Genomic DNA, 24,977 nt, shown 5'->3' on the forward strand with positions numbered 1-24,977 from the left:
CGAAACGATCGCGGTACGCGTCGATGAACGCGATCATCTCGTCGTGGTCCGGTCGAGTTCCGAGGCGAAAAACGCGCTCGCCGATTTCAGTAGCTCGTTCGTTCGCTCGAGTTCGGCGACCCGCTTCTTCAGCCTGCGGATCTCGTTGTGCTCGTCGCTGCTGGCCCCCCGCCGTTCACCGGCATCGACCTGGGCCTTGCGTCGCCACCTGCGCAGCGTCTCTTCACCGATCTGCTGCTTCGAGGCGACCCGGCGAATCGCCTCGAACTCCGAGAGCTCGGCGTCGGATTCCAACACCGTCTCCACCATGCGCACTGCTCGCTGCCGGAACTCCGGCGGGTACTGACGTGGCATAGCTCCATCCTCCTACAAAGAACGGAACAAAACCTGGGGTACTTCAGATCGGTGCGGGGAGGGCTGCGGCTTCAGCTGGGGCTGGAGGTGGAGACGGCGGCGGGGTGGTCTGAGGCGACGTGCTCGTTGTGGTCGGCACCGCGCTTGCGGAAGTGTCTGCTGTCGGCGAGGTTTGTGAAGGGGAACAGGCGCCGAGGATGAGTGCGGCAACAACGCCGAAGACGGCGACCATGGTCTTGGTGTTCATAGGATGCTCTATTCGCAACGGGGGGCTCGAAGCCGATCCAGGTGACGAGTCGACGTTCGGGGTACTGTGGTGTCTATCGCTGAGACCCCACGGTTCGTTTCGTCGGCATGCCTGGACTTGCGGCCCTATAGTGCGTTTGTGAGAAATCCCTACCTATCCGGTGTCGGTTCATGGCGTGGGCTTGCTTTGGTGGCAGCGCTGATTCTGGTGATGGCGGTGTCGGCCGGATGTGGTTCGACGGGCGGCACTGCAGTCTCGAACTCGGAAGCTGAGACGAGGGTCGAGTCCAGTTCGACGTCGCCGGCGGCCCCCGAAGATCCGAACGCGTTGGGGTCGGAGGTCGCCTTCACAGGCGATGGTGTGTCCATCCGGGTCGCTGTCTTCGGGTTCGATCCGGTTGCGGCGACGCAAGCGCCGGCTCCGTCATCGGGAGGACATTGGGCGGCGGCCGACGTTCGTACGTGCGTGGATACCGCGTCAACGCCGGTCTTGGTGAGCTGGTCGGAGTGGTCGCTGTTCGATGAGGAGAGCGGTCGGTATCCGTCTGCGAATCTCACGTACGGCCAGTTCCCGACTCCGGAGTATCCGTTCACGTCGGAGACCGTCAACGCGGGCGACTGCGTGAGGGGTTGGGTGTTGTTCGGCGTTGCAGGTGATGCCGTGATCGATCGTGTCAGGTTCACGCCGAACGGCGAGGTGAACGCAACGTGGTCGACGGCGGGCTCTGTCGACATTCCGGACGCCGTGCAGGAGCCAGTCGTTATGCCCCAAGCAGTGCCCTCCCCAAAAGTCGAAGAGCCTGCCGAGCCGGTTTCCGTTGTGACAGTGGGCGAGCCTTGCTCGCAGACGAGCGCAGTGGGTGTGGATGAGTACACCGGTGAGAACATCGTGTGCGTCTACCTCGGCGCGGGCGGCGGTACCAAGTGGGTAGGCAGTGTGCCGATCGTTGGCGTCAATCAAGTAGGAACTGCTTGTGATTCATCCTCCGGCAATGCATCTCAGACTCCCGAAGGGCTTGCAGTCATGTGCGTCGGAGACGAATGGACGTACGGCCCATGAAGTACCACGCCTGCGTCGCAGCCTCGAATCCAGTTGCTATGTCAAGCGAAGCGTGATGTAGGAAGTTGCACCTCTTACGGGCGAAGCGGACTCTGAGAGAAGACTCGGGTCTCACTCAGCTGCCAATGCCTCATGCGGCGATCGGCGCGATGCATTCAGACAACCCACCTGTATGCAGGTCGAAAGACATTGCTTTGAATGGATTTCTAGAAGCCGCCTGGTCCGTTCGTTGGTCCGAGCAGGCCCTCGGGGAGGTCCCATTCCCAGCCGTAGTCGGAGCGAGGCAACTGGAGGAAGATGTTTTGGATGTCGGGCGCCACATCCATGGCATAGGAACCGACGTAGTTCGACGAAGGTGCGAGTTGGCCCGAGAATGCGTCGGTGTTCATTTCGTCGCAGTTCAGTCCGGCGGTCGTCACGAGGTCGGCATTGACGGTACCGTCGAGATTGGTGGCGCTCCATCTGCCGGCGGATAGCGCCCAGTCGAACAGACTGGATACGCGGCTATTTCTGGAGCCCGTTACCGCGGTCGAATATGACGGCGATGTGGTGACCGCAATGTCAAACAACAAGTAGACGCCATTATTTGGTTCGAATTCCAGAAGCCCGCACACGTATCTGACATTCTCCGATTGGTCAGCGTGAACGTGATCGCCGGCTCGCCGTTCGCGGCGTCGGCCACGCCTGCTGGCTCGCCGAAAGTTATCTCGCGCTCATCGACACGACCTCGATCACGCTTTCCACAACTTTGGGCAAAGCTTCGGGAGTCTCCGAAATGGCTTTGACAGAGACAGATTCGGTCCGACTTCGACAGGAAAGCTACGAGCGTGCCCAGACCGAAGTGGATCCTTCGCAATTGGGATGGTCGCCGGCTTAGTGCAGAGCGGTGCTCGGCGACAGCATCCGGGTGGCCCACGGGCTTGATCGACAGGAGACCCGCGGCGTAGTGGCGTCGACGGCGATGCGACGGTTCCGTAGGTCGGAGGAGAGCGCTGGAAGCGTCCCGTCACTGAAGTGCCGGCGACCTATGCCTGGTGGTTGGCAACTGTTGGTCGGGAGGCGAGTTCGGTGCGCAACGCGGTAACCTGTTCTATCAGTTCGGCGACTTGCTGTTGTGTGGCAGCCTGATTGGCTTCGTCCTGCTCTGCGACCTTCTGAACAAGCCATGATGCGAGTGTCGCGGTGACTACTCCGAGTAGGGCGATGCCCGCGACCATAGGGCCGACTGCGATGCAGCGGCCGGTCGCGGTGGTGGGGGTGTAGTCGCCGTAACCGACAGTAGTCACGGTGGGAACGGCCCACCAGAGTTCGTCGGGAAAGGTTTCGATGTTCGCGCCCGGTGTGCCGCGCTCGGCGTCGAGCATAGCCAGCGCGGCGACGAAGACGAGCAGCAGGGTGCCGCTGACGGCGTACGTCACGACGCGACCTCGCAGTGCGCCGCCGATGGAGCGTTGGAGAAGGCTCACCAGTGTGAGAAGCCGAAGCAGTCGCAGGGGCCGCAGGACCGGAAGGATGACGATCGCGAGTTCATGCAGGTGCAGTGCGAACCAGTGTGTTCGGCGTTGGGCGAGAGCAAGACGCGCGAGGTAGTCGACACCGAACAGCGTCCAGATCGCCAACACGGCGTGCTCGGTGAGTTGCGCTCCCGCACCGACCGGTTGCGAGAGCACGGTACAGGCGTAGATCGCGAGAAACGACAGCGCGGCGCCGGCGAGGGGCCATTCGGTGCTTCGCTCCCACCGTTCGTAAGTCATGAAAAGGCCCTTTACTGGTGAAACACGTTATGGCCGGGCCTAATACAGGCATCGCGCTGCACGCCGTCGCACTGGTCGTTCGATCGAATGAATATCGTTTCCCAGAGCCGCGGTCGTCGGCGTTCCTCGTTAGTCTGGCCTGTTCACAGGGAGTCCGACGAGGAGCGTGCATTCGTGAGTTCACCGATCCTGACCAAGGGCCAAAATATTCCGCTGTCGGCTGAGGTGACGGAACTCGACGTCATCGTGTCGTGGGTCGACCCGGAGCGCGATCTCGATGCGTCGGCGTTGCTCGTAAATGCGGCGAACCGAGTCCGGTCGGATGCGGATTTCGTCTTCTACAACCAACCCGAGTCAGCGGAGGCGTCCGTCCGGTATTTGGGCAGCAGCAGCACGGACGAGGGCAAGCAGGAGCGAGTGTTCGTGCACCTGGCGTCCGTGCCCGCCGAAGTCGAGAAAATCGTCATCGCGGGCAGCTCGAGCGAGCAGGAGCTCGGAGAGTTCGGCAAGCTGGCTTTCCAGGTCCGGGACCAATCAGGCTCGGTGCTCGGTGAATTCGCGACCGCAGATGCGTCGTCGGAACGGGCGTTGGTGTTTGGGGAGATCTACCGGCGAGACGGCGGATGGAAGCTACGGGCGGTCGGGCAGGGGTGGGAAGCGGGTTTGGCTGGGCTGGCGCAGGACTTCGGAGTCGATGTCGACGACAGTGACTCGAGCGAAGCGGTCGACGACGTTGTCGTAGTCGAGGTCCCCGACGCGCACGTCCAAGCCGTGACTCCGACAGGTGATGTCGTCGGTGTCGCGGTCGTCGACGTCGAACCGCCGAAAAGCGGTGTGCGGACCAAGAAACCGGTGGTGAAACGTGCTGCACTGCCGCAGTTCACTCTGGCGGGTGGTGACGGCTGGAACACCGCTCGGTTGTTCTCGGTATCGGGTGTCGGATCCGGCGAGGAGCAGGAGAAGCGCGCTACGTCGTCGCTGATTGCAACGATGCAAGCGGTCCGCCCGTTCGCCCGCGCGATTTGTTCTCGCGCCGGCGCTCCTGCAGGACCGTTCGAGGGCTACCTCGAAGTGCCTTTCGTGAAGGGCGAGGGCAAAGTCATTCCTGACGGGGTGTTTCGAGTGTCGCGGGCAGGCCACGTTTGGACGGCGTTGCTCGAAGTAAAGACCGGCACCGGGAAACTGCAGAAAGAGCAGCTCGAGAATTACCTCGATGTGGCGAGGCGGCAGAAGTATGAGGTCGTGCTCAGTCTGTCCAACGATATACCTGCGTCGACGGGTGAACTACCGGTCCAAGTCAACAAAACCTTGCTGAAGAAGGTTGCGCTGCGGCATATCTCGTGGTCCGAGGTCATTCATGAAGCGCGCATGTTGTTGTCGCACGGCGAACTCGCCGATCCGTTGCAGGTGTGGATTCTAAGCGAGTTCGTCAGATACTTGACGCACCCGAAGTCCGGTGCCACCGAGTTCGTCGACATGGGCAGGCATTGGGTTGCGGTCCGGGATTCGGTCACGGCTGGAACGTTGCGTAGTCGCGATGTAAAAGCGTTGGCGGTGGCGAACACATGGGCGTCGCTGTCGAGGCATCTTGCGTTGCGGATGACTGCGGAGTTGGGGGTGTCCGTCAAGCATCATCTGCCCAGGAAGTTCGCGACTGATCCGCAGGCACGCAACGAGTATTTGGTGGACAAACTAGCCACTGCTGGGTGTCTGTCTGCGACGTTGCGGGTTCCCGATGCGGCGGGTGATTTGACTGTGGATGCGGATCTGCGGACCAACAAGATTCAGTGCACCACCAGCATTGCGGCTCCGGAGGAGGGGACTGCGCTGCGGCGGACGAATTGGCTGCTGCGGCAGTTGAAGAACGCGCCGGCGGATATTCTCGTCGAGGCCGTCTTCAGTGATGTCGGCGAGGTCTCGTGTGAGAATCTCGCGACGGTGCGGGCGGACGCGAAGTCTTTGACCAGTGGGCGGGTCAGCACCTTGGAGCGGTTCACGCTGACGTCGTCGACCAAGATGGGCAGCAAACGCTCGGGTTCCGCGGCCGGGTTCATCGCCAGCGTCACCGAGGGTCTCGACGGCTTCTATCGGGACGTTCTTCAGCCGCTCAAGCCGTGGGTACCGTCGGCGCCCGAGGCTCCGTCGGAGGAGGACGAGCTGTAAGAGTGCCCGTCCGACGATCGGATAGCTTCGGTGACCTGCACGAAACTGGCGGTCGACGGTAGGGAGCGTCGCCAAAGTCAGCGCCATGGGTTGCTTTCGTGTAGTCGCTCAAGGTTTCTGGGTCCTTACCAACGGAATTTCGCATACTCGCACTCGGTGTTCGTCAGTGGCGCTCACGTGCAGCCCGGCACGCGGCACCCATGGAGTTACGAAACGAACTGGAGCGCAGGGGCCTTGCGTTCCGCATCGCCCGTGACACCGGACAATTTCGCGACGTTCTCGTAACCACCGGAGAAGGAGACCCACTACCGGTGTTCGTGTCGATCGCCGACGCCTTGTCGGCGGAGGACCCCCGTGCACTCAGTGACGGCCGCATCGAACGGCGTCGACGTTCCGAGACTCGACGGCTCGGGCGTCCTGCATCAGGGATCCGCACCAGCGATGCATGCTCGTGCTCATGGTGTGACGATCGAGAAAGAGGTGTCGGGTCGGGTGGTCAGGTCGGTAATTCGTTTGATGGTCGAAGTGTCGCCGTCCATGGTGGCCTCGGTGTCGTGGCCTGCGAGTAGGCCGAGTAGTTGCGGCTTCGTCAGCTTGACCGTGAGGTCGGCTGGGTCCGTTCGACGTGTCGGGTAGTGGATGAGGGCGCCGTTGTGCAGTTCCATTCGATAGATTTCATCGACGTCCGTGAAATGCCAACGGATCGAAATCGTTGTGTCCCAAGCTTTCGGGCCATCGATGCGGATGGCGATACTGTCGAACACCTGCGTGATGGTGAGAGCTCCCGCCATTCCAGCTGCGCTGACTTCCGCTGGGTGGTTCGATCCGTTCACCTCGTCCGCGCCGACGAGGAAGTTATTGCGCCAGGTTGCGCATTCGGAGCCGTATCCCAGGCGTGTCAGCACGCTCTCGAGTACCCCCTTGGCCTCAGCGTGGTCGGGCTCGGCGAACACCGCGTGGGCGGCGAGTTCGGCCGCGAAGCGAAGGTCGCCTTCATCGGCGAACTCCTTCGCTCGCGCCACCGCTACATCGATGCCTCCGAGCGCACGGACGTAGCGTGCGCCCGCCGCCTGCGGTGGGTGTTGCCATAGGTGCGCGGGGTTGCCGTCGTACCAGCCGATATAGCGCTGATAGATCGCTTTGACGTTGTGGCTGACCGATCCGTAGTACCCGTGGGTGTGCCATGCGGCGTCGAGTGCGGGCGGCATCGAGAAGTCTTCGGCTATCTCGGTTCCGACCAAACCATCGTTGAGTAGCCGCAATGTCTGATCGTGCAGGTAGGCGTACAGGTCTCGCTGCTCGGTGAGGAAAGTGACGAGCTCGGTGGTGCCCCAGGTCGGCCAGTGGTGCGAGGCGAACGCGACGTCGCAGTCGTAGGCGAACAGTTCTATTGCTTCGGCGAGGTATCTCGACCAGTTGCGTGCGTCGCGAACTTCCGCGCCTCGCAGTGTCAGCAGATTGTGCAGGTTGTGCGTGGCGTTCTCTGCAAGACACAGAGCTCGGTGGTCGGGGAAGCAGAAGTTCATCTCCGACGGCGCTTCGGTGCCGGGCGTGACCTGGAAGGTGATACGAACGCCATCGAGGGTTTCGGTTTGCCCGGTGTGCGTGATGTCCAGCGTAGGGGCGAGGAGGCCGACAGTTCCAGTCGATGTGCTGGGCCCGAGCCCAGCGCCCAGTGTTCCGGTTGCGCCCACCGGAAGTACGACTCCGGTGTGATACATCCCCCGGCGCAGCATGGCGTTCCCGGCATATACGTTTTCCGAGACTGCGTGCTCGAGAAAATGCTCTGGCGCCACGATCGGCACCGTGGTGTCGGCGTCGACGACGCCGAGCACACCACCGAAATGATCGATGTGCGAATGTGTGTAGATGACGGCGGTCACCGGGCGGTCTCCACGATGTCGGCGGTAGAGCGCGAGGCCTGCGGATGCACATTCGGCCGACACCAAGGGGTCGATGACGATGACACCGGTGTCACCTTCGACGAGGGTCATGTTGGACAGGTCGTAACCACGAATTTGGTAGATCCCGTTCGTGACCTCGAACAGTCCGTGGATGGCGGTGAGCTGCGCTTGCCGCCACAAGCTCGGATTGACGGTGTCGGGGCATTCTCCCGCCGTCGCGGTCTCGAAATTCGCAGCGTCGTAGACCAACCGGCCGTCTGGAGTGCGAACTCGAGCGGGGTCCAGAACGTCGATCAGACCACGGTTGGCGTTGGCGAAATCGGTGCGGTCGGCGAAAACGGCGGACATCGATCCTCCTCGGTGGACACAGGATTGCGAAGGTGTCGACCAACGGGCATCGATAACCCAATCCGGGTTGGCGGACGAGATGCTGCATGCCGTCGCGAATCGGTGACCGCGATCTGTTCTGACTGACAGCATGCACCCACACAGAGATGACGACCTCGCCCGTTACGGGTGAGTGTTGCGTGCTCGAGGTCTGCGGGCGGATAGGCGGCCCCGTTGCGAATCCAGGGAAGACGTTCCCCAGTGGATTTCGATTTACGGGCTACCGCGGCCGGCGTCGAAATGGCCGGATCGGTGTCACCGGATCGGCTGGGTGGTGGTCTTTCTTGGCCCGGTAGAGCGCGTCGTCCGCGCTCGACAGCAATTCCTCGACTGCGCATCCGGCGTGGTTCTGTGCGATACCGATGGAGATGGAGACGCCGATCTCGCCGCTGGCGGTGAAAATCGGCGCCGCTGAGGACCGGTGCATCCGGTCGGCCACATCGGTTGCAGCAGTGGCACTTCCGAGTTCCGTGCGCGGGAACAAGGCGACGACGAATTCGTCGCCACCGATGCGGCCGATCACCATCGACGAATCGCATTCCGCGGACAGACGTTGCGCGTTCGTGCGGAGCACGAGATCGCCGGTGATGTGCCCGTACGTGTCGTTGATGGTCTTGAAGTCGTCGACGTCGATGAACAACAACGCATCCGGGACCGACAGCTCGTCGGAGATTCGGGCGATCCGCTCGAACAGGGCGGCCCGATTCAGGACACCGGTGAGGTCGTCGAGCCGGGATCGGATGAGCAGTTCTCGGTAGGCCTCGATCGTGCTCGAATGCGCCCGCGTTTCCTCGGTTACATCGCGATAGCTGATGGCAACGACGTCGTCGACGCAGGTGGCGGTCACTTCCATCGTGGTGCCGGGAAGGTAGATCGACTCGGTGCGCAGCGTCACCTCCCCTTCGGTGCGGAGGACTTCTCGGTGCAGGTAATCGAGATAGGTGTCCTTCAACGCCGGTAGTACGTGGTGGATGTGGTGGCCAAGGACGTGGCTTCGGCGAACGCCCAGGTGCTTCTCGCTCTGCGCGTTGATGTAGCGGACGGTCATGTCACGGCCCAGAATGACGAACCCGAGCGTGACGTTGTCGAGCACGTGGGTGAGCAACGCTTCGCGACCCAACTCCGGGTCCAATTCCAGAACGACTCCGGTGAGCACGTCCGGGCCGCCCCAGGAGCCGGGTTCGATGGCGACGCTACGCGTGAGGATGTAGCGAATCTCGCCGTTGGGGCGGCGAATGCGGTAGACGCATTCGGCGCCGATGGAGGCCAACGCGTCCCGGTACAGGTCGGCGACGACGTCGTGATCGTCCGGGTGGACGCGCTCGGACCAGATCTCGAACGGTGGCCGGTCCCCGGTGTCGTCGAACAGCGCGGCGGCCCTGGCGTCCCAGGTCATTGTCCGGGTACCGACATGGAATCGGGTGATGCCGATCGTCGGACCGTCGGGGTCGATTTGCGACACACCCGGGGCGGCCGGTGTGATCTCGTCCATCGCTGTACCTCGTACCCATCACCCCGACCGGTAAGAATCCTCAGTGTGCACGTCGACACCGGTTCCGGGGTCGTTACAGGCGTCCTGACCGAAAAATATCCGGCTTGCCCGGCGTTTGGACCGGATCGGACGTCGTGTGTGGGATCGGCACGTCACATCCACGGCATGTCGGGGTCGAGCGGGTGGGAGATCACGCCGTCGTCGGGCTCGAGGGGATAGGCCGCGGCGTGGACGGGAGTGCTGGCGGGTCCCATGAGATCGACGCCGCCGGGCTGGGTGAGTGACGTGCCCGGCTCGTACAGTTCGATCTGTTCGGGTACGTCCCCGTCCGGGGCGTCGCAGGCCACCATGGGCCATGCATTCGCGCAACCGATGCGGTCGCGGACCTGCACCGTCTCCGGGATCTGCGGCGCGCCAGCATGCGCAGGTGTTGCTGCGGCAGTGGAACTTTGCGCGAATGCGACACCGAACCCGAGGGCGACGCCGATAGCGGTTGCGGCTGCGGTGCGGGTGGTGATCGTGGACATTGCGGGACTCCTGTAATCGGGGTGTGTTTCGGACGAGCTCTACTTTTGCCGGAAAGTCCGTGCCCGATAACACCCCCAAGGTGGACGTTCGTCGACCCGTGTGGGGGCGTCGAAGTAACCCTGGGTGCGGTTCCATGCCGCACACGTGCGTTCAGGGGCTGTACTCGAACGACACGCAGACGACAGGTGTCGAATCGGCCACGTCGAATCCGTGTGCGCGCGCGAAGTATCGACGGTGACTCTCTCGCCACTGCTCGATGTCCGCGTCGCCTTCGCCCTCGGATTGTGCGAACTCCCACGTGACTGCACCGAAGGTGGTCACCACGACTGCAGTGATCGTCAAGTAACCGATACCGCGACCACTGCTGTCGACGAGGACCATGCGTTCGCCGACATGTTCCAGTTCTTCGCCCTCGGCGTCGTACTCGGACCGCAGCCCCGCCGTGCCGCGTTTGAGTCCCTGCCGGATCAGCGACGTGAGCCCGTCGCGACTCGCACCCGGTGTTCCGATCTCCATGACGCGGAGACCGTCGATCCTCGGAAACATCTTGCTCCTTGCTCTGCGCGACAGTCGGGCTCGACCGACTGGACCATCGTGCAACAGTAGACGGACGTACGCAGTCATAATCGATGTGTGACTGCCGACCTTCCGAACTTCCGATTCAACCCTCGCGCATACGAACTCGGCTACTTCGTGAACGAATCGGGGAAGTGCGATGCGTGCGGCCGGGAACGCGAACTGAAGTACCGTGGCTCGTTCTACTGCGTCGACGAGGTCGACTACCTGTGCCCGTGGTGCGTCGCCGATGGAACCGCCGCGCGCACGTTCGGAGGTGAGTTCAACGACTGGATCGGGATCGAGGGGGTTCCGTCGTCGCCCGACGAACCGATCACCATCGACGTCGACGAATCGCGTGAAGTCTCCGAGCGGACACCGTCGTACCCGACGTGGCAGCAGGAGCAATGGAAGTCCCATTGTGGGCGTCCATGCGCGTTCGTGGGCGATGTCTGCGCTGACGACCTTCAGAACTACCTGCACGAACACGATTTCGCAGCTGACGTGAACGGCGGCACCGGCTACGACACGACGGTCGTCCGCTCCTTCCTCGAACGAGAGGGCGACCTGGCGGGGTACCTGTTCCGGTGCCTGTCTTGCGGTGCGCACCGCCTGCACGTCGACGCGAGCTGACCCGCGGTTTGCCTGTCGACCGATCGGGCACCCGAACAACATGACTGCATACACCGGATTCGACACCATGCCCATCGCCGGGACGTGGCGGGCGGGCAGCTACGGCGAGGTCTCCGACGACGTGAACCCCTATTCCGACGAGACCTTGACTTCCCTCCCGCTCGCGAACGCGGACGACGTCGACGACGCGTTTCGCGCTGCTGCCCGCGCCCAACGTGACTGGGCTGCCACGCTGCCGACCGAGCGGGCCGAGGTCTTCTTCCGTGCCGCCCAGGTGATGGATGCGCGCAAGGACGAGATCGTCGACTGGCTGGTCCGTGAAGCAGGAGGCATCAGGCCGCGGGCGGAGTGGGAATGGCTCGCCGTCCGCGCGGTGATGCTCGAAGCCGCGAGCTATCCGACGCGTTCCGCCGGACGCATTCTGCCCGCCGCGTTGATCGACGGAAAGGAAAACCGAGTCTACCGACAGCCGCTGGGCGTGGTCACCGTCATCAGCCCGTGGAACTTCCCGATGCAGCTGTCGAACCGTTCGGTCGCGCCTGCGCTCGCGCTCGGAAATGCCGTCGTCCTCAAACCCGCCAGCGATACCCCGGTGACCGGTGGGCTTCTCCTGGCCAAGATCCTGGAGGAGGCAGGACTTCCGAGCGGCGTGCTGTCGGTCGTCGTCGGAAAGAGCAGCGAGATCGGCGACGCCGTAGCGCAACATCCGACCACTCGACTCGTGTCGTTCACCGGGTCGACGCCGGTGGGCAAGGGGATTGCCGAGTCTGCCCCGCTGACGAAGATGTCTCTCGAACTCGGTGGCAACGGGCCACTTCTCGTCCTGGGCGACGCGGACCTCGAGGCGGCGGTGGACGCGGCGGTCTTCGGTTCCTTCTTTCATCAGGGCCAGGTGTGTATGGCGACGAACCGCATCATCGCGGTCGACAGCGTGCACGACGAGGTCGTGGACCGTCTGACCGATCGAGTGCGCGCGCTGACCGTCGGCGATCCGTCCGACCCGTCGACGCAGATCGGGCCGATCATCAACGATTCGCAGGTCGACTCGATACTGGACAAGATCTCGCGCGCCGAAGCCGATGGTGCGGAAGTGCGCGTGCGCGGCGAACGATCCGGACCGGCCCAGCGGGTTCTCGGGCCCCACCTCGTGCTCGGCACGAACGAGGTGGCGACCGCTGCGGAGGAGGTCTTCGGTCCGGTCGCGACCGTCATCCGCGCCCGAGACGAGGAGGACGCCGTCGCACTCGCCAACGACACCGAGTACGGACTGTCCAGCGCGGTATTCACCCGCGACGTGGACCGAGGGGTGCGCGTCGCGGCCCGGATCGACGCCGGAATGACACACGTCAACGACACCACGATCAACGACGAACCCAACACGGCCTTCGGCGGTGAAAAGAACTCAGGCATAGGCCGATTCGGTGGCGATTGGGCGATCGACGAATTCACCACCGACCACTGGATCGGGGTACAACACTCCCGACGGCAGTACGCGATCTGACGCGGGGTCAGAACTTGTCGCCGGTACGCCAGGCCATCTCCTGCAATGTCCAGGTGTTGTCGTCCGGGTCGGCGAATGCCGCATACTTCACTCCGCCACCGACGTCCTGGATCTCCTCGACGTGGACGCCTCGCTCGATCAATTCCGCTCGCGACGACTCGATGTCCTCGACGACGAGATGGAGCCCCTTCGTCGAGCCGGGTGGCATGTCGTACGCGGGCAGGCCGGTACCGATGCTTATGGAACAGGCCGAACCAGGCGGCGTCAGCTGCACGACTCGTACGCCCGGGGCGGGGCGTACATCGACGTCGGCGACGAAGCCCACCTGCTCGGTGTAGAACTCCTTCGCGAGGTCGACGTCCTTCACGGCAAGGGGGATCAGTTCGAGTTTCATGTCCATCTTCTGTCCTTGGCACTCTCTAGGGTCGGGGGACTTCAGCTTCCCATCGCCGGCGGCGTTCGTCGTCCGATTGCTCCCACCAGGGCGTTCCTCGTTCGCCGAGAGCAACTTTCGCGGCCTGCACTCCGGCTCGTGATTCGGGGGCTCCGTCCGTGCGCTTCACTTCGCGGCGCCACGCCATCAGGATCGATCTGAGTTCAGCGCCTCGGTCTTCGGGAATCGCGGGATCGGTTGCACGCCAACGTCGGCCCTTGACGATGATGTACCGCCCGTCCTCGGTGTGTTCGATCTCCTGGGACATGAAGACCAGTTAACCACCTGTCCACGACATCCCTCAGTCGTCCGACACCCAGTCCGCCATGACGTCGGCAAGGGCGTGGGCGCCGATGTTGCAGTCCTCGGGCGTCGCGTATTCGTCGGGAGAGTGTGATACTCCGGTCGGGTTGCGCACGAACAACATTGCCGTCGGCACCTTCGCCGACAGAATGCCGGCGTCGTGTCCAGCCTGGGTCGGCAGAACAGGAATGTCGCCGAGGTGCGCGAGAGCTCGCTTCAGCTTCTCGCGCGGTTCGGACGGGAACTCGACGATCGGAGTGATGGATTCGGCGAAGACGTCGAGTCCGATGCCATCGGACTCCGCGTGGCTGCGCGCCTCGGCTTCGATTTGCGCGACGAGCTTCGTCAGGGTCTCCTCGTCGGCGGCACGCGCGTCGAGCCACGCTTTGATCTCCGACGGAATAGCGTTGGCGCCGTTGGGTAGTACGCGTACCTTGCCGAATGTCGCGACGGCCTCGTGCGCTGTGGCGGCCGTGCGAGCGGTGTGGACGGAAGAGGCGAACGCCAGCATCGGATCGCGGCGATCGACGAGCCTGGTCGCCCCGGCGTGATTCGCCTCACCGGTGAACGTGAACTCCCATCGCCCGTGTGGCCAGATCGACGACGCGACCGCGATGGGCTTGTCGACCAGATCGAGGGCGCGTCCCTGCTCGACGTGCAGTTCGACGTAGACGCCGACGCGGTCGACCAGAGTCGGGTCCGCGCCGATGTGGTCGGGAGTGCGGCCTGCCCTGGCCAGTGCCTCGGCGAGGGTGATGCCGTCGGCGTCACGCAGACCGAGAGCTCGCTCGGCGGACAGGGCGCCCGTCGTCAATTGGCTTCCGACACAGGCCACGCCGAAGCGAGCGCCTTCCTCGTCGGAGAACGCGGTGACCGCGACGGGGACCGTCGGCTCGCTGCCGCGCTCGCGGAGAATGTCCACGGCAGCGAACGCAGAGACGACGCCGAGCGGACCGTCGAACGCGCCGCCGTCGGGAACCGAGTCGAGATGAGACCCGGTGACGAACGCGCCGCTCGGTTCGCCGACCCATCCCACAGGCAACCACCATGCCCAGAGGTTTCCGTTGCGATCCTCTTCGACATCCATACTCCTGCGCGACGCCTCCCCACGAAACCACTCGCGGAGCGTCAGATCGGCGTCGCCCCAGGCAAATCGGCGGTAGCCGCGGGTGTCGGCATGCTGGCCGACGTCGAGAATGGAATTCCAGAGGGAATTGAAGGAAGTCATTGTCGGGAGGGTCCTCTCGGGTCTTCGTGTCATGCGGACCGGGGCCGCAGCCACCGGTGTCGGTTGCGTTCGGAGGGGGACAGGCCACCCCAAATTCCGTGAGGCTCGTTGGCGGCGATGGCGTAGTCGCGGCAACGGTCGATCACCGGGCAGGCGAGGCACACGGCTTTGGCGCGTCGGTCGTCGTCGGCGTCGAAGAAATCCTCGACATCATGAGAACGGCACCGAGCGTGGAGCTGCCATTCCCATTCCGCGCTGATCGGCGCAGGGAGCACGACGGGTCTTTCGTGTCGCACGGTTGTCTTCCTACTCGACGTGGTTGTCCGGATATGCGGTGACTGCAAGAAATCGAATGGGGAGCGCGTCGAGACTCTTCGGCCCGTGCAGCCCTTCGCCGTCGAGTAGCAGCGAATCACCCTGGCGGAGGCGGTAGTCCGAGCCGTCGTGGGTGTAGACCATCTCGCCCTGCAGCATGAACAGCAGTTCGGTGCCCGGGTGTTGGAACCGTGGCGAGATGGTCGATTCTTCTTCCAACGTGACCACGACCGCTTCGAGTCGTCGGTGTTGTCCGCGCAGCGCACCCAGCATTTCGTAGTGGTGCCCGGCCCGGGTTCCACGCCCGACGATGTGCGCGCCGTTCCCGGCTGGGGTGTACACGGACTCACGTTGTGTGGTGGCTCCGCGAAACAACGTGGTGACCGGAACATCGAGGCCCGTCGACAGTCTCGACAGTGTGGAGAGGCTGCACGACGCCTGAGCGTTCTCGATCTTCGACAACATCGCCTTGGACATGCCCACTCGGTTGGCCAGTTCGCTCAACGACAAGCCCGCGCTGATGCGTAGATTGCGGACCTGACCACCAATGACGGTCTCGAGGGAATCGTCTGCAACATCGCACGGATCGACCTCGCGACCGGTGACGTCGTGCACCGTGTTGTCCGCTGCAGCATTGGTCATCGAATTCTCCAGGTCAGGACCCGCGCGTGATGAGTTACATCGTGATGTAACTCAACACGCACGGGCGGGGTAGCCGTATCAGTAGCGGCCGGGGATCCAGTTGGTGCCGGCAAGGGGTACTCGCGCCATCGCCGACGCCTCGACGGTCAGTGCGACGAGGTCCTCGGGCTCGAGGTTGCGCAGGTGGGACTTGCCGCACGCGCGAGCAAGGGTCTGCGCTTCCATCGTCAGCACGCGGAGGTAGTTCGCGAGCCGTCGGCCGCCCTCGACGGGATCGAGGTTTTTCGACAGCTCGGGATCCTGTGTCGTGATGCCCGCGGGGTCGCGGCCTGCCTGGAAATCGTCGTAGAAGCCGGCGGCGCTACCGAGCTCCTCGTACTGCTTGGCGTAGCGAGGGCTGTTGTCTCCCAACGCGATCAAGGCTGCGGTGCCGATGGCGACCGCGTCGGCTCCGAGTGCCATCGCCTTGGCCACGTCCGCGCCGCTGCGGATTCCGCCGGAGACGATGAGCTGCACCTTGCGGTGCACGCCCATCTCCTGCAGCGCCTGGACTGCCTGCGGGATGGCGGCCAGTGTCGGGATGCCGACGTGCTCGATGAACACGTCCTGGGTAGCTGCGGTGCCGCCCTGCATGCCGTCGACGACGACGACATCGGCGCCTGCCTTCACGGCGAGCTTGACGTCGTAGTACGTGCGGGTCGCACCGACCTTGATGTAGATCGGCTTCTCCCAGTTGGTGATTTCACGCAATTCGATGATCTTGATCGCGAGGTCGTCCGGGCCGGTCCAGTCGGGGTGGCGGCACGCCGAACGCTGGTCGACGCCCATCGGCAGCGTGCGCATACCTGCGACGCGTTCGGTGATCTTTTGGCCCAACAGCATTCCGCCACCGCCGGGCTTCGCGCCCTGACCGAGAACGATCTCGATGGCGTCGGCCTTGCGTAGGTCGTCAGGGTTCATGCCGTAGCGCGACGGCAGGTACTGGTAGACGAGGTTCTTGGACTGGCCGCGTTCCTCGGGCGTCATGCCGCCGTCACCGGTCGTCGTGGACGTACCGACTTCACTGGCGCCGCGGCCGAGAGCTTCCTTCGCCTGGCCGGACAGGGCACCGAAGCTCATGCCGGCGATCGTGATCGGAATGTCGAGGTGCAGAGGGAACTTCGCGTGCGTGTCGCCGAGAACGACGTCGGTGTCGCACTTCTCGCGGTACCCCTCGAGTGGGTAGCGCGACATCGATGCGCCGAGGAACAGTAGATCGTCGAAATGTGGGAGCTTGCGCTTGGCGCCCCACCCGCGGATGTCGTAGATGCCTGTCTCTGCTGCACGCTGAATCTCCGAGATGACACCGCGGTCGAAGGTCGCCGACTCGCGCAGCTGGGTGTTCGGTGTTGTCATGATCAGCTCCTAGTACGCGCTGGCGTTGTCGACGTGGAAGTTGTACAGCTGGCGGGCCGAGCCGTAGCGGGTGAATTCAGCGGGATCGTGATCGAGGCCTGCGGCGTCCAGCAGTCCTTTCAACTCGGCGAGATGCTCGTCGCGCATGTCCTTCTTGATGCAGTCGGCGCCGAGCGAGGCGACGGTACCGCGCACGTAGATGCGTGCCTCGTAGATCGAATCGCCCAATGCTTCACCGGCGTCGCCGCAGACGACGAGACGTCCTGCCTGGCCCATGAACGCGCTCATGTGGCCGATGTTGCCGCCGACGACGATGTCGACGCCCTTCATCGAAATGCCACATCGTGCAGCAGCGTTGCCGTCGATGACGAGCAGTCCGCCGTGGGCAGTCGCACCGGCGGACTGCGACGCGTCGCCCTTGATGTGGACGCGTCCGGACATCATGTTCTCGGCGACGCCGACACCCGCGTTGCCGGTGACCGTGACCGTCGCCTTCTGGTTCATGCCGGCGCAGTAGTAGCCGACGTGGCCGTCGATGGTGACGTCGATGTCCGTGTCCAGCCCACATGCGAGCGCGTGGGCGCCCTGAGGCTGGGTGACGGTAACCGACTTCGGTGCTTCGGGTGAGGTGAGTAGTTCGTTGACTGCGCGGGTGCCTGCGGTCTGTGCATCCACGGTCGTAGTTGCGATTTCCTGGGTGGCAATCACTGACGGTGCCATACGTACACCTCTTCCGGTTCGGGCTCGAAGATTCGGGCGTTCTCGATGCCTGGCAGGTGAGCCAGTGCGCGGTACTCGGAGGCCATGGCCACCCAGCGGTCGGTCTCGGCGATGATCGCCGGCTTGCAGGAGATCGAGTCGCGGACGACAGCGAAAGAATCGCTGTTGGAGACGAGCAGCGTGTAGAAGCCGTCGAACGTCTCGTTGAGCATGAGCAGTGCCTTTTCGAGATCGACGCCCTCGGACAGCTGCTTGGCGACGAACCGCGCACCGACTTCGGTGTCGTTCTCGCTGTCGAAGGTGACGCCGGCGCGCTCGAGTTCGTGCTTGATGGACATGTGGTTGGAGAACGAACCGTTGTGTACCAGGCACTGATCCGGTCCAACGGCGAACGGGTGTGATCCTTCTGCGGTGACGGCGGATTCTGTCGCCATGCGGGTGTGTGCGACGCCCTGCCATCCGCTTGCCTGGGGCAGTCCGAACCTGTTCGCGAGTTCGGTGGGGTTGCCCATGCCCTTGAGCACGGTGAGGTCGTCGCCGAATCCGATGATGCGCGCCTCGGGCACGGTCGCGCGAACCGCTGCGGTGATCGCGTCAGCGGACGCGGCCGCGTGCAGCACGATGGTGGGAGCGAGGTCGTGACCGGTGACGGACACTCCGACGATCTCGGTGACCGTGGCCGCGAGTTCCGTTGCGGCGATGGGGGAATCGAGCAACGAGACGGTCGATTCTCCTGCAGGCGACCACGTGGGGTCACCGTAGACGGCCATACCTGCGGAGTCGGGGCCGCGGTCGCACATCGACGCGAGCATGTCGGTCAGCAGCGCGCCGAGCTGTGGGTAGAGCGTGGCGTCACGAAGGTGAAGCCCGACGATTCCACACATGAAGGTTCCTTTCGGCGAATCGGTGTCAGAAAGCGGTGAGGTAGTGGTCGATTTCCCAGTCGGAGACCGTGTTGTGCCAGGCGAAGAACTCTTCGCGCTTGGTCTTGGCGAAGTACTCGGCGACGCCTGTGCCCGCGACGTCGAGGGCGGCGATCAGTACGTCGTCGGCTTCGAGCGCGTCCATCGCGTGCAGCAGCGTCATCGGCAGCATGTCGCTCGGTGAATCACCGCTGCCGGGCATGCCCGGGTGCAGGTTTCGACGCACTCCGTCGAGGCCGGCTGCGATGGCACCCGCCGCCGCGAGGTAGGGGTTGGCCGAACCGTCGCCACCGCGTAGCTCGACGCGGTTCTTGTCCGGCACCCGCAGGTAGTGGGTGCGGTCGTTGCCGCCGTACGTCGCGAAGCGGGGAGACCAGGTGGCACCACTCGACGTGGCCGTCGCGCCGGTTCGCTTGTACGAGTTGACGGTCGGCGCGATCAGCCCTTGTAGCGCGCACGCGTGTTCCAGGATGCCGGCGACGAAAGAGTAGGCCGTAGAGGACAACCCGAGGCCCTGCTCGTCGTCGGGGTCGGGAAAGACGGCGCCCGCCTCGTTCCACAGCGACAGGTGCATGTGCAGCCCTGAGCCGGTACGCGTCGTGAACGGTTTGGGCATGAACGTTGCTTGCATGCCGCGCTTCTCGGCGATGACCGACAGCAGGTACCGCAGAGTGATGACGCGGTCGGCGGTGGTCATCGCGTCGGCGTAGTCGAAGTTCTGCTCGAACTGGCCGTTACCGTCCTCGTGGTCGTTCGCGTAGTTGCCCCAGCCGAGCGTGTTCATGGCCTCGGAGACCTCGGTGAGGTGGTCGTACATGCGGGTGACGTCGCGGGCGTCGTAGCACGGGTTTGCGCTGGTGTCGCCGCGATCTGCGGTGACGAGTTCGCCGTCGATCCGGTTGACGAGAAAGTACTCGATCTCGGCGCCGACGTTGACAGTCATTCCCAGCTCGGCGGCCTTGCGCAGCTGTTCTTTGAGGATGACGCGCGGTGCGTACGGCCACGGCTTTCCGTCGACGTGCGGATCGCAGTGCACGATGGCCAGACCCGGCTTGATGAACGGGATCGGCGTGAACGAGCTGACATCGGCGATCGCGACGAGGTCGGAGTCCCTGGGCTCCTGGCCCATATGACCCGCTGCGTAGCCGGCGAACCCGACGCCGTCGTCCTCGAGCTGTTTGACGGCCTGGACGGGAACGAGTTTCGCGCACGGCTTTCCGGAGAGCGTGACGAACAACGCGAGGATGAACGTCGTGCCGCTGGCGTGTGCGACCTCGGACAGCGTCGGTTCCCTCTGCTCGGTCAGTGGTGCGGCTTCGGCGGTGTCGACAGCCATGGGGTTGTCCTTTTCGAGTCGAGTATCGGTAAGGGTCATCGCATTTCACCTGCTCCCTCGTACGGGTTGAGGCTGAAGAGCAGATCTCCCTCGGCGAAGCGCGAGTACCGGAAGTCCGCGGGATTCACATTGGGAAGGGACGTCTCGCCGTCGACGAGCAGATCGGCGACGAGCTTTCCGACAGCGGGCGATATCTTGAAGCCGTGCCCGGAGAATCCGGTGGCCAGGAACAGGCCGTCGACGGGGGAGGGGCCGATGATCGGGTTGTAATCCGGGGTGACGTCGTAGGCGCCGACGTACGAGCTGGTGATGCGCGGGTCCGGCATGTCGGGCAGCCGGTGACCGAGTTTCATGATGTTCTTCTCGATCGCGGCGTCGTCGGCGCGATTGACGTACTTGTCGGGGTCGATGTACTCCGGGGCCTGATGATCGGAGTTGCCCACCAGAAGCTCTCCGTTGGGCTCCCGGCAGATGTACTGCAGTCCTGCCAGGTCGGACAGCACCGGTACCTCGGGAGTGGGAACACCCTGGTCGATCAGAACCAGCTGTGCGCGTTGCGCTTTCACATCGAGATCGACGCCCACTCCCGCGGCGAGTGCAGGTGCCCACGGTCCGGTCGCGAGGATGACGTGATCGGCGTGGAGTTCCGAGCCGTCCTTCAGCGTCACGCCGTACACGCCGGATTCGTTCTGGAGGAGCTTCACTACGGGGGTGCTCTGACGGATCTTGACGCCCATCTTGCGCGCAGTGGCGGCGAACGCCATGCCCGCCATGTACGCCTCGCCGCGACCACCGAGCGGTTCGTAGGCGAAGAGCGCGAAGTCGTCGAGGTGGAGACCCGGCCACAGTTCGGCCATCTCGTCGTGCGAGATGAATTCGGTCGCGATCCCGAGAGACTGCATCATCGCGATGTTGGCTTCGAGTGGCTTGACGTTGTTCTCACCGACGCCGACGACGTACCCGCACTGACGGAACGCCATGTCGTCACCGAAGATTTCGGTTGCACGAGTGAAGATGTCGACGCCGTACCACGACATGGCAGCGAGCGACGGCGTGCCGTAGTGGCAACGGACGACGCCGCTCGACTTGCCCGTCATTCCCGAGCACAACGTGTCGCGCTCGAGCACGAGGACATCGGTTTCGCCGCGATCGGCCAGTGAGTATGCGATGGCCAATCCTTCGAGGCCACCGCCGATGATCAAGAACTTTGTCGTGTCGCTCAACGTGAAAGATCCTTTTCCCTGGCAGGTGGTGTGTACGAGTTCTGGGTGATGCAAGTTCAGTAGCGTTTCCGTTCATGAATCGCTGTTGCTCAATATGAAACAGCCCGAGTATGACATCCGCGTTACGGCCCGGTCAGCGGAAAGTGACGGATTTTCACGTCGTGAAATAGAAGTACTCGTTTCGGCGGTACTCGATGTTTCATGATCCTCGATGCCTGCAGACTGTCGAGTTGATCGATGTCGTGGGTCGCTACCTCTGCTACGAACGAATATCTCCGAGCAGTCAGGGTTGGAGTAGACGGTCGTCGATGAACCCTTCGGTGCCCGGGTACTGCTCGAAGCATGTCGCCGTCGACGACGGTGGATCGGGCGTTGGGCTCACACCTGTATTCCTGTGGGCCACTGCCGATGATCGACGCGGTCGCCGAACTTGCTTACGCTGCAGGTGGCCCGTAGAGCGTGTGCATTCCGACGCGTTCGGTGCGTGGCCGCTCGACGCGGGACAGCCGTATGCGGCGAAGTTGGGGCGATCCGGGATGATCGTGCCGGTTCCGTCGGGAGTGACGCTGCTGGAAGCGTTGCTGGACAAAGGAATCGACGTTCCCAACCTGTGCAGGCAAGGAGTGTGCGGGGAATGCAAGCTGACCGTGCGCGGCGGTGCGATCGAACATCAGGACCTGTATCTGTCCGACGCGGACGAAGCGGACGGAAGCGCCATGATGCCGTGTGTCTCGCGGGGCTCGGGCGACCTAGTACCTCGACGGAAATGTATCCCGAATGGGCCGAGCGGGTGTACACCGTGCTCGAAGACCTGCCGTTCGGCATGGCCGACTACAAGGAAGTCAGCCGCACCCGTGAACCGGCTATGCGGTGGTTGCGTGAGTACGGTGGGGTGACTTTCTGATCTCGGCGACGAGAATAGTTGCGGTTCCGGTGATCTCGATGCTGTCCTCGCGGACGAGCAGGCAGTCGCCGGGGCAGATGTCGGTGTGCCCTGATCTTGCCCGGCCGCTGTGGAGGTAGATGGCTGTGACCGAGTCGGGAGCCGTCGTGAAGGAACTTTCTTGTAGGACGACGACCTGCACGGCTGCCGTGCTGGTCACGTCGTCGACCATGATGTTGAGAGCGCTCGTGGGACCGTCCGGAATGCACGTCGGGGTCAGTGCGCCGTCGAAGGCGTACGGCGTCAGCGGCGCGATCTGGGACTGGCTGCCGTCGACATCGAACGTGACGCCGTGATCGCCGACGACGGTGAAGATACGGGCACGACCTGCGAACGCCGAGAACAGGCTCGGCGCCTCGCCGAGATCAGCGACGCTGACCCGCCACGAGTCGTCGGCAGCTAGTTCGGCGGTGATTCCGGCGCCGTTCTTCCACGGGACGCGTGTCCGGTCTTCGTCTCGAATCAGCGTGACTGGTGGTGGCATTGCGACTCTCCTTGCGGCAGCTGAACATTCGAAAGACCAGTGGGGCAGGAATTTACACATCGTTCACCACGAAGCGAGCGCTGGTAACCGGACACTTGGTTTACTAATGGTGTACCACGGCTACCCTCGCGAATTCTACTCCGGGGTGGCATTCCTACATTCTTCGGTCACTAACTAGGTGGATCACACATGAACGAAGCTATCGCCGCCGCGGACACGGCGTGGATCCTCGCCGCCTTCGCGGCTGTCTCGCTGATGGTGCCCGGCCTGGCGCTGTTCTATGGGGGCATGGTCAGTGTTCGGAGCACGCTCAACATGGCCATGATGACGTTCGGCGCATTCGCCGTCGTCGGCATTCTCTGGATCATCTTCGGCTACTCGACGGTGCTCGGGAACTCGGTCGGTGGTGCCGGAATTCTCGGTAATCCGCTCGAATTCTTCGGCTCCAGTGCACTTCTCGACGCGCCCGCCGAACCGGGACTGCCGCCCGCGCTGGTGTCGGGCTTCCAGCTGCTGTTCGCGGGAATCACCGTTGCACTGATCTCGGGAGCAGTCGCCGATCGTATGAAGTTCGGTGCATGGATGGTATTCGCCGGAGTGTGGGCGACGTTGGTCTACTTCCCGGTCGCGCACTGGGTCTTCGCGTTCGACTCGGAGGACGGGTCGGTCGTCGGTGGATGGATCGCCAATACGCTCGGCGCGGTCGACTTCGCCGGTGGTACCGCAGTGCACATCAACGCCGGTATCGCGGCCCTCGCACTCGTGATCGTGCTCGGTCGTCGGACCGCCTTCGGCAATGCGCCTCGCCCGCACAGCCTTCCGCTGACGATGCTCGGTTCCGGCATCCTGTTCTTCGGATGGTTCGGATTCAACGGCGGCTCGGCACTCGCCGCGGGCAACAGCGCGGCAGTCGTCGTGCTGAACACCGTCGCCGCTGCGTGTGCCGGAATCGTCGCGTGGCTCGTCATCGAACGGATCCGTGAGGGTCACGCGACGTCGCTCGGCGCGTCCTCCGGGCTGATCTCCGCTCTCGTCGCGATCACTCCTGCCTGTGGTGCAGTGTCACCCATCGGAGCCCTGATCGTCGGTGGCCTCGCAGGTGCCGTGTGCTGCGTGGCGGTGTCGCTCAAGTACCGCCTAGGATACGACGACGCACTCGACGTCGTCGGCGTCCACCTCGTCGGTGGCCTTCTCGGAACCGTTCTCGTCGGCTTCCTCGCAACCGAAGGCGCACCGAACGGAGCGGTCGGACTGCTCTACGGCGGAGGCGTCGACCTGCTGTGGCGTCAGGTCGTCGCTGCCGTCGCGGTCCTCGCCTACAGCTTCGCCGTCACCTGGATCATCGCGAAGGTCATGCAGAAGACCATGGGCATTCGCGTCGAAGCCGACGTCGAGCAGGAAGGCCTCGACGTGTCGATGCACGGAGAAACCGCCTACGTCCTCGACGCACCCGGTCCCATCACCCGAGTCGTCAAGCCGGAGGACGCGGTACAGGCAGCAGAATCCATCACGACCATGTCAGCACGCGAGGCAACTGCGTCCTGACCGTCACCACGCCTGCGGCGGGACTTCCTTCGGGGGTCCCGCCGTTGGTGCTGTCGGCGGAATGTCCGGGAGCGAGGGTGACATTCGGTCACTCTGAGTGAGCGGGGGAGGCCTTCGGTGCGTCGTCAGTCTTCCTCGTGATGATCCGGGTACGCCGTGATGGCGAGAAATTTGATCGGCAGACGCACCAGATCGTGCGGCCCGTGAAGGCCCTCGCCGTCGAGAAGTAGCGAATCACCCGGGCGCAGAGTGTATTCCGACTCGCCGTGCCCGTAGACCATGACACCTTCGAGCATGTAGATGATCTCGGTGCCCGCGTGTTGGAAGAGCGGAAACACCTCGCTGGAATCGGTCAACGTGACGAGCACGGGTTCGAGACGCTTGTGCTGACCACGTAACGCGCCGAGCAGTTCGTAGTGATGTCCTACCCTTGTGCCGCGCCCGACGATGACAGCACCGTGTCCTGCCTCGGTGTACACCGCCTCGCGCGCTGAATCTGCGCCGCGGAACAGCGACGTCACGGGCACGTCCAAGCCTGACGCCAGACGCGCGAGCGTGTTCAAGCTGCACGACGTCTGAGCATTCTCGATCTTCGAAAGCATCGCTTTGGAGATGCCGACCTTCACCGCCATGTCGCCGACCGACAGGCCAGTCGAACGACGCAGTGCACGAACCTGTTTCGCGATGACCTTCTCGAGATCCGGCCCGGTCGGGGTGTCTCCGGGGACTTCGCGTTCGACGGGAGCTGGGTCGCCCGTGTCTCGGTGCGTGTCGGCCGAATCAGTGGCGGTCATCGTTCGATCGTAGCCCAGCGTCCACTGAAAGTAGACGCCGGGTTTCATGTTTATTCGAACATGCGTTCGACAAATGGTGGTTTTCGGGTTAGAGTGGGTGCATGCTTTCGGGGGAG

The 24,977-nt window shown here is 63.6% G+C and carries 24 protein-coding genes and 2 pseudogenes; 7 read left to right on the forward strand and 19 right to left on the reverse strand.

Features of this window, described 5'->3' with window-relative positions:
• Positions 1–33: 33 nt before the first annotated feature.
• Complete coding sequence (locus DK926_RS18565) at positions 34–354, reverse strand: transposase (RefSeq protein ID WP_114331629.1); 321 nt, start codon at positions 352–354, stop codon at positions 34–36.
• A 316-nt stretch (positions 355–670) separates the two neighbouring features.
• On the opposite strand from DK926_RS18565, the gene DK926_RS27075 reads away from it, so the two are divergent.
• Positions 671–1,660 (forward strand): hypothetical protein, encoded by a 990-nt coding sequence (locus DK926_RS27075; protein ID WP_243636892.1) that lies wholly within the window; start codon positions 671–673, stop codon positions 1,658–1,660.
• 206 nt (positions 1,661–1,866) lie between these two features.
• Here the strand turns inward: DK926_RS27075 and DK926_RS26470 are convergent, their stop codons facing one another.
• Together DK926_RS26470 and DK926_RS18580 are read right to left on the reverse strand one after the other, a co-directional pair.
• Positions 1,867–2,274 carry a hypothetical protein gene (locus tag DK926_RS26470; RefSeq protein WP_125833414.1) on the reverse strand — a complete coding sequence of 136 codons (408 nt, stop codon included), beginning with the start codon at positions 2,272–2,274 and terminating at the stop codon, positions 1,867–1,869.
• Between the two features lie 411 nt (positions 2,275–2,685).
• The gene (locus DK926_RS18580) at positions 2,686–3,414 is read right to left on the reverse strand and encodes a potassium channel family protein (RefSeq protein ID WP_114331631.1); all 729 of its coding nucleotides are present in this window, start codon (positions 3,412–3,414) and stop codon (positions 2,686–2,688) included.
• Between the two features lie 174 nt (positions 3,415–3,588).
• On the opposite strand from DK926_RS18580, the gene DK926_RS18585 reads away from it, so the two are divergent.
• Positions 3,589–5,577, forward strand: a complete 1,989-nt coding sequence (locus DK926_RS18585) for a TerD family protein (RefSeq protein WP_114331632.1) — start codon at positions 3,589–3,591, stop codon at positions 5,575–5,577.
• Between the two features lie 455 nt (positions 5,578–6,032).
• On the opposite strand, the gene DK926_RS18590 is transcribed toward DK926_RS18585, so the two are convergent.
• The 4 genes from DK926_RS18590 to DK926_RS18605 all read right to left on the reverse strand — a co-directional run bounded on the left by DK926_RS18590 (position 6,033) and on the right by DK926_RS18605 (position 10,434).
• Positions 6,033–7,829, reverse strand: coding sequence for an alkyl sulfatase dimerization domain-containing protein (locus DK926_RS18590; protein WP_114331633.1), 1,797 nt, complete (start codon positions 7,827–7,829; stop codon positions 6,033–6,035).
• Between the two features lie 259 nt (positions 7,830–8,088).
• Complete coding sequence (locus DK926_RS18595; RefSeq protein WP_114331634.1) at positions 8,089–9,360, reverse strand: sensor domain-containing diguanylate cyclase; 1,272 nt, start codon at positions 9,358–9,360, stop codon at positions 8,089–8,091.
• A 152-nt stretch (positions 9,361–9,512) separates the two neighbouring features.
• Positions 9,513–9,887 (reverse strand): hypothetical protein, encoded by a 375-nt coding sequence (locus tag DK926_RS18600; RefSeq protein ID WP_114331635.1) that lies wholly within the window; start codon positions 9,885–9,887, stop codon positions 9,513–9,515.
• 151 nt (positions 9,888–10,038) lie between these two features.
• A complete protein-coding gene (locus DK926_RS18605) occupies positions 10,039–10,434 on the reverse strand; it encodes an ASCH domain-containing protein (RefSeq protein WP_114331748.1) in 396 nt (131 codons plus the stop codon).
• Between the two features lie 87 nt (positions 10,435–10,521).
• Between DK926_RS18605 and DK926_RS18610 the strand changes: the two genes are divergently transcribed.
• Entirely contained in the window at positions 10,522–11,076 is a 555-nt protein-coding gene (locus DK926_RS18610) for a CbrC family protein (RefSeq protein WP_114331636.1), read from the forward strand.
• 40 nt (positions 11,077–11,116) lie between these two features.
• Entirely contained in the window at positions 11,117–12,577 is a 1,461-nt protein-coding gene (locus DK926_RS18615; RefSeq protein WP_114331637.1) for an aldehyde dehydrogenase family protein, read from the forward strand.
• Positions 12,578–12,584: 7 nt separating this feature from the next.
• On the opposite strand, the gene DK926_RS18620 is transcribed toward DK926_RS18615, so the two are convergent.
• The 10 genes from DK926_RS18620 to DK926_RS18665 form a co-directional block, all read right to left on the reverse strand.
• Complete coding sequence (locus DK926_RS18620; RefSeq protein WP_114331638.1) at positions 12,585–12,977, reverse strand: VOC family protein; 393 nt, start codon at positions 12,975–12,977, stop codon at positions 12,585–12,587.
• 19 nt (positions 12,978–12,996) lie between these two features.
• Positions 12,997–13,278 (reverse strand): hypothetical protein, encoded by a 282-nt coding sequence (locus tag DK926_RS18625; RefSeq protein WP_114331639.1) that lies wholly within the window; start codon positions 13,276–13,278, stop codon positions 12,997–12,999.
• Between the two features lie 33 nt (positions 13,279–13,311).
• Positions 13,312–14,541, reverse strand: a complete 1,230-nt coding sequence (locus DK926_RS18630; RefSeq protein WP_114331640.1) for an allantoate amidohydrolase — start codon at positions 14,539–14,541, stop codon at positions 13,312–13,314.
• A 29-nt stretch (positions 14,542–14,570) separates the two neighbouring features.
• On the reverse strand, positions 14,571–14,837 hold the full coding sequence (locus DK926_RS18635) for a WhiB family transcriptional regulator (protein WP_114331641.1): 267 nt from the start codon (positions 14,835–14,837) through the stop codon (positions 14,571–14,573).
• Positions 14,838–14,847: 10 nt separating this feature from the next.
• The gene (locus tag DK926_RS18640) at positions 14,848–15,498 is read right to left on the reverse strand and encodes an XRE family transcriptional regulator (RefSeq protein ID WP_114331642.1); all 651 of its coding nucleotides are present in this window, start codon (positions 15,496–15,498) and stop codon (positions 14,848–14,850) included.
• Between the two features lie 78 nt (positions 15,499–15,576).
• The gene (locus tag DK926_RS18645) at positions 15,577–16,893 is read right to left on the reverse strand and encodes an FMN-binding glutamate synthase family protein (protein ID WP_114331643.1); all 1,317 of its coding nucleotides are present in this window, start codon (positions 16,891–16,893) and stop codon (positions 15,577–15,579) included.
• A 9-nt stretch (positions 16,894–16,902) separates the two neighbouring features.
• The gene (locus DK926_RS18650) at positions 16,903–17,613 is read right to left on the reverse strand and encodes a protein glxC (protein ID WP_114331644.1); all 711 of its coding nucleotides are present in this window, start codon (positions 17,611–17,613) and stop codon (positions 16,903–16,905) included.
• A complete protein-coding gene (locus DK926_RS18655) occupies positions 17,598–18,497 on the reverse strand; it encodes a glutamine amidotransferase family protein (protein WP_114331645.1) in 900 nt (299 codons plus the stop codon). Before DK926_RS18655 ends, DK926_RS18650 begins: the two co-directional genes overlap by 16 nt.
• Before the next feature lie 25 nt (positions 18,498–18,522).
• Positions 18,523–19,872, reverse strand: a complete 1,350-nt coding sequence (gene glnT / locus DK926_RS18660) for a type III glutamate--ammonia ligase (protein ID WP_114331646.1) — start codon at positions 19,870–19,872, stop codon at positions 18,523–18,525.
• Between the two features lie 35 nt (positions 19,873–19,907).
• Positions 19,908–21,095, reverse strand: coding sequence for an FAD-dependent oxidoreductase (locus DK926_RS18665; RefSeq protein WP_114331647.1), 1,188 nt, complete (start codon positions 21,093–21,095; stop codon positions 19,908–19,910).
• A gap of 536 nt (positions 21,096–21,631) precedes the next feature.
• Here DK926_RS18665 and DK926_RS27080 point away from each other — a divergent pair.
• Positions 21,632–21,772: pseudogene (locus DK926_RS27080) on the forward strand (2Fe-2S iron-sulfur cluster binding domain-containing protein); the annotation flags it as partial.
• A gap of 95 nt (positions 21,773–21,867) precedes the next feature.
• A pseudogene (locus DK926_RS27085) lies at positions 21,868–21,999 on the forward strand (DUF3445 domain-containing protein); the annotation flags it as partial.
• On the opposite strand, the gene DK926_RS18680 reads toward DK926_RS27085, so the two are convergent.
• Positions 21,959–22,522 carry a HutD family protein gene (locus DK926_RS18680; RefSeq protein WP_165839605.1) on the reverse strand — a complete coding sequence of 188 codons (564 nt, stop codon included), beginning with the start codon at positions 22,520–22,522 and terminating at the stop codon, positions 21,959–21,961. The pseudogene DK926_RS27085 and the gene DK926_RS18680 overlap by 41 nt on opposite strands.
• A gap of 189 nt (positions 22,523–22,711) precedes the next feature.
• On the opposite strand from DK926_RS18680, the gene DK926_RS18685 reads away from it, so the two are divergent.
• Positions 22,712–24,067, forward strand: coding sequence for an ammonium transporter (locus tag DK926_RS18685; RefSeq protein ID WP_114331649.1), 1,356 nt, complete (start codon positions 22,712–22,714; stop codon positions 24,065–24,067).
• Between the two features lie 125 nt (positions 24,068–24,192).
• On the opposite strand, the gene DK926_RS18690 is transcribed toward DK926_RS18685, so the two are convergent.
• On the reverse strand, positions 24,193–24,861 hold the full coding sequence (locus DK926_RS18690) for an XRE family transcriptional regulator (protein ID WP_114331749.1): 669 nt from the start codon (positions 24,859–24,861) through the stop codon (positions 24,193–24,195).
• Positions 24,862–24,977 lie beyond the last annotated feature (116 nt).

Origin of the sequence: Rhodococcus sp. Eu-32 (assembly GCF_003336925.1) — a bacterium.
Lineage (GTDB): Bacteria > Actinomycetota > Actinomycetes > Mycobacteriales > Mycobacteriaceae > Rhodococcoides > Rhodococcoides kyotonensis_B.

What these genes read in the sequence shown, in the direction of transcription:
- DK926_RS18600 (WP_114331635.1), bottom strand. Translation starts at nt 9,887, where the DNA reads ATGTCCACGATCACCACCCGCACCGCAGCCGCAACCGCTATCGGCGTC.
- glnT (WP_114331646.1), bottom strand. Translation starts at nt 19,872, where the DNA reads ATGGCTGTCGACACCGCCGAAGCCGCACCACTGACCGAGCAGAGGGAA.
- DK926_RS18640 (WP_114331642.1), bottom strand. Translation starts at nt 15,498, where the DNA reads ATGACCAATGCTGCAGCGGACAACACGGTGCACGACGTCACCGGTCGC.
- DK926_RS18685 (WP_114331649.1), top strand. Translation starts at nt 22,712, where the DNA reads ATGAACGAAGCTATCGCCGCCGCGGACACGGCGTGGATCCTCGCCGCC.
- DK926_RS18605 (WP_114331748.1), bottom strand. Translation starts at nt 10,434, where the DNA reads ATGTTTCCGAGGATCGACGGTCTCCGCGTCATGGAGATCGGAACACCG.
- DK926_RS18625 (WP_114331639.1), bottom strand. Translation starts at nt 13,278, where the DNA reads ATGTCCCAGGAGATCGAACACACCGAGGACGGGCGGTACATCATCGTC.
- DK926_RS18690 (WP_114331749.1), bottom strand. Translation starts at nt 24,861, where the DNA reads ATGACCGCCACTGATTCGGCCGACACGCACCGAGACACGGGCGACCCA.
- DK926_RS18620 (WP_114331638.1), bottom strand. Translation starts at nt 12,977, where the DNA reads ATGGACATGAAACTCGAACTGATCCCCCTTGCCGTGAAGGACGTCGAC.
- DK926_RS18615 (WP_114331637.1), top strand. Translation starts at nt 11,117, where the DNA reads ATGACTGCATACACCGGATTCGACACCATGCCCATCGCCGGGACGTGG.
- DK926_RS18580 (WP_114331631.1), bottom strand. Translation starts at nt 3,414, where the DNA reads ATGACTTACGAACGGTGGGAGCGAAGCACCGAATGGCCCCTCGCCGGC.
- DK926_RS18645 (WP_114331643.1), bottom strand. Translation starts at nt 16,893, where the DNA reads ATGACAACACCGAACACCCAGCTGCGCGAGTCGGCGACCTTCGACCGC.
- DK926_RS18680 (WP_165839605.1), bottom strand. Translation starts at nt 22,522, where the DNA reads ATGCCACCACCAGTCACGCTGATTCGAGACGAAGACCGGACACGCGTC.
- DK926_RS18565 (WP_114331629.1), bottom strand. Translation starts at nt 354, where the DNA reads ATGCCACGTCAGTACCCGCCGGAGTTCCGGCAGCGAGCAGTGCGCATG.
- DK926_RS18650 (WP_114331644.1), bottom strand. Translation starts at nt 17,613, where the DNA reads ATGGCACCGTCAGTGATTGCCACCCAGGAAATCGCAACTACGACCGTG.
- DK926_RS18590 (WP_114331633.1), bottom strand. Translation starts at nt 7,829, where the DNA reads ATGTCCGCCGTTTTCGCCGACCGCACCGATTTCGCCAACGCCAACCGT.
- DK926_RS18630 (WP_114331640.1), bottom strand. Translation starts at nt 14,541, where the DNA reads ATGACTTCCTTCAATTCCCTCTGGAATTCCATTCTCGACGTCGGCCAG.
- DK926_RS18595 (WP_114331634.1), bottom strand. Translation starts at nt 9,360, where the DNA reads ATGGACGAGATCACACCGGCCGCCCCGGGTGTGTCGCAAATCGACCCC.
- DK926_RS18655 (WP_114331645.1), bottom strand. Translation starts at nt 18,497, where the DNA reads ATGTGTGGAATCGTCGGGCTTCACCTTCGTGACGCCACGCTCTACCCA.